The sequence below is a fragment of the Enterobacter cloacae complex sp. GF14B genome, from assembly GCF_004136805.1.
In the GTDB taxonomy this organism is placed as follows: Bacteria; Pseudomonadota; Gammaproteobacteria; order Enterobacterales; family Enterobacteriaceae; genus Enterobacter; species Enterobacter hormaechei_C.
On sequence record NZ_QFRV01000171.1, the window covers coordinates 1 to 3384 of the forward strand.

Sequence of the window (3384 nt, forward strand, 5' to 3'; positions counted from 1 at the left end):
AGAGGGTTCAAGTTGGATGCACATAGTAACAATGAGGCTGAATATGCTACGTTGGAAGCCGGATTACACATTTGTTTGAAGCATGGGATTAGAAGGTTGAGCCTAAAAGGTGATGCCTTGTTAGTTGTGAAGCAAGTGTTGGGTGTGTGAAAGAGCAAGAACACCTCATTGAAGGAAATGTGTTTCAGAATTAAAGGCCTCTTAAAAAAGTTTGAATCGTGGAGCATCAGACACATTGAACGTGCTCTAAATGGAGAGGCACATGAAGCAGCTCAAGGCATGATTGGGGAGCTATTTGTGTTGAGGACCAATTTACCTCTTTATCATGGCCGGGAAAGTTTGGCTCAAGAAGAGGAGTTTTTGCTAACAGGAATCATTCCAAAGGACATTCAGAAGTCTAAGAAGTATGGTTTTGTGCGTAGAGCATACAGGTACAAATTGATTGGTGATGTCTTATACATGAAAGGGGCTGATCTCGTGTTGAGACGTGTACCTTGGCGGGAGGAGCTTTATAGAGTGTTGGAAGAGAATCATGAAGGCGCATGTGGCGGACATTTTGCTCTAAAGATCACCTTGCATAAGATCTTGCAAGAGGAGTATGTATGGCCTAGTTTTCACAAGGATGTTCACCATTGGTGTAGGTCTTGCAATAGGTGTTAAGCATTTGGGAAGAGAGTGTTGAAGCCAGAGCTACAAAAAACCATTATGGCATTTGATGTGTTTGAAAAGTGGGGGATTGATGCAATATGCGTGTTACCTATCACAAGCAGGGGCAAAATCTATATTTTGACTTCAGTGGACTATCTCTCTAGATGGGCAGAGGCTATAGCAGTAAAACAAATCACTGCAAAGGATGTGGCAAAATTTGTGTATGATGAAATATGTTGCAAGTTTGGGGTGCCATTAGAGCTACTTTCAGATAAGGGGCCAGGATTTAGAGCTAAACTGCTAGACTTCTTATGCACAAAGATGAAGATTAGGCACCAGCATACCACTCCTTATTACCCACAGTGTAATGGCTTAAATGAAAGATTCAATGGTGAGTTGGTACAAATTCTTTCTAAAGTGACAGAGCACCAAGGAAAGAATTGGGATTTGGAATTGCCTAGTGCATTATGGGCTTACCGTACTTCGGTGAAGACAGGTACAGGGTTTACTCCATTTCATTTGGTGTATGGAAAGGAAGCACTATTGCCTGTGGAGGTAGAGTTGCCTGCGGTCAAGATGTTAGAGAAGTTGCTTGGGCCGCCTAGTGATGCATTCAAAGAGAGGCTCTTGCAGTTACAAGAGGTTCAGTTGGATAGGATGAGCGCATTGGATCATTATGGGCAGATGCAGGATAGGGCTTTGGCAAAGATAAATGAAAAGGTCAAAAGTAAGGGTATCAAGAAGCATGACTTGGTTCTGTGCTACAACAGTAAGCTGGACAACACCTTCCAAAAGAAGTTTCAAGTTAAGTGGGAAGGCCCTTTCAAGGTAGTGGAGTGTTTTCCGAATGGTACATATCAGTTGGCTAACTTGGATGGGATTCTACATAAGTCAAGGGTAAATGGATTGCGTCTTAAATTGTATCATGCTTGATTGATGATGGTGGAGCAAGATGAGGTGTCTGTGGATCAAGCAATTTTGGTGAAGGATGAGGAGACTTGTGATGCGGCGAGTCTCATATCTCTTTTTGCTGCTGCTGATCATGAATGATCTAGCAAGCTAGGGGATGGGCAAATTATGTCAGGAGTTTTTTGGAGCAAGGGATTGCGCATATGTACATACACATGCATGGTGCATCAAATAAAGGATTGCCCATTTTCCAGAGCCAGGTGGTTACGTGGGGCCCACATGTGTACAGGTAGGACAGCGTGTACATAGTGCAACGATTTTCACTATTACCAGTACTAGTGTGTTTTTTCTACAATAATGAGGAGTTGGTAGCGCGTAAAACTTCTCGAGGAAGCTATCCGCGGGCCGACGACATGAGGTAAGCAGGTGCGTCAGATGGCATCTAGTGGCGTCAGGAGGGCGAACGGGGTCAATATTTGCACGCGGATGAGGACGGACACAACGTGGGTGTTTTCTTGTGAGAGTTATGCAGAAAGGTCATCATTAGGACCACTTTTTGGGGCCACTTCACGTGGTGGCGGGATGCATTATTGGAAAAAAGCTGAGTGCCAGGTGTGCGGATGATGCAAAAAGGTGACAACTATGCACTGCGAGGTCAGTTTTTGGCCTGTTCGGGGTCCGTTTGAGGTCATCTAAAAGGCCAAGGGTGCCCAACTAATAAAGCTAAGTGTGGGAACTGAAAAAACAGAGAGAAGACCAGAAAAAACGTGGAGAAGAGAGGAGGAACAGCCGCAAGTGTGTTTTTGCTCATTTTGGAGCCTGTTTTGGCCGTAAACTGCTCATCCGAGGTCGGATTTGAGCACTTTGACATTGTAGACTGGGGTTTTGGGCCGTTCCGGACGCGATGGCGCTGTCCATTTTGCCAAATTCCTCACTCTTTTTCTGCTGTTTTGGCTGTGTAAGTTTCTCCTATGAGCGAAGTTTCTGCTCCAGTTTGTGATTGTATCTGGCTTATTTTACCCATATTGTGTGAGTTGTTTGCCCCATTGGTGTTGGCCCAAGCTCAATTGTATCTAAACATCAGAAATTCTCCTCTTTTGAGCTGATTTTTTTGGGTGTGTGTGTGTGTGTTTGTGTGGAGTGGGCAAGTGGATAGTCTCTCTCCTCTCACTCCATAGGTGTGTTCCCTGTCTCGGCCAGGGGTATTGTGTAAGCCGAGTGGTGCCCCATAGTGTGTGTGTGTATATTCCCAAGAGTGTGTGTCGGGTCGTTATAGAGGCGCTGTGTGTGTTTTTATCCCACTCACAATGTGGTTGTCAACATGTTGGGACTTTTTTCCACTGAACTTTCCCTCGCCCACTTTGGGATTTGGTGCAGCCATTGGAGGTATCGGAAGTGTTTTAAGTACTCTTACCGAGAGTCAATTGAAAGGTAAAGTACCTGTTCCTGATGTTACAAACTGCAATTGTCTTCTTACCCATAATATTTTCTGAGTTAGCAGTACATTAACCAATTGTCCCAAAAGTGGGTCTGCTATGGGAGGAGTTGTTTGTTGGCCTCCTTGGTTTACAGGTGAGGTCTCCTACAGCCTGTGTTCAGGTTCTTGTAGTTCAGTCCCCGCTCCAACAATTTTCTCTCCTGTAGCAAGCCCTCTTATAGGTTCTTTTGGTCATCACTACTCGACTCTTTTTCTTGTCTTCCCCTTGTAGTAAACTCTCTTCTCAATCTAAACCTTTTGCCATATGACTTCTGTGGTAAATTGGACCCTTGTCGTGACCCACTCATACACGATTTCTTCTTTTCTGGCTTAAATACTAATCAACACTT

The 3384-nt window shown here is 44.4% G+C and carries 2 protein-coding genes; both read left to right on the forward strand.

All coding sequences use genetic code 11. The features are described from left to right. Positions 1–12 precede the first annotated feature (12 nt). A complete protein-coding gene (locus DD606_RS26725) occupies positions 13–150 on the forward strand; it encodes a reverse transcriptase-like protein (protein ID WP_129259335.1) in 138 nt (45 codons plus the stop codon). Positions 151–678: 528 nt separating this feature from the next. Continuing rightward, on the forward strand, positions 679–1581 hold the full coding sequence (locus DD606_RS24215; protein WP_129259340.1) for a DDE-type integrase/transposase/recombinase: 903 nt from the start codon (positions 679–681) through the stop codon (positions 1579–1581). Positions 1582–3384: the final 1803 nt, after the last annotated feature.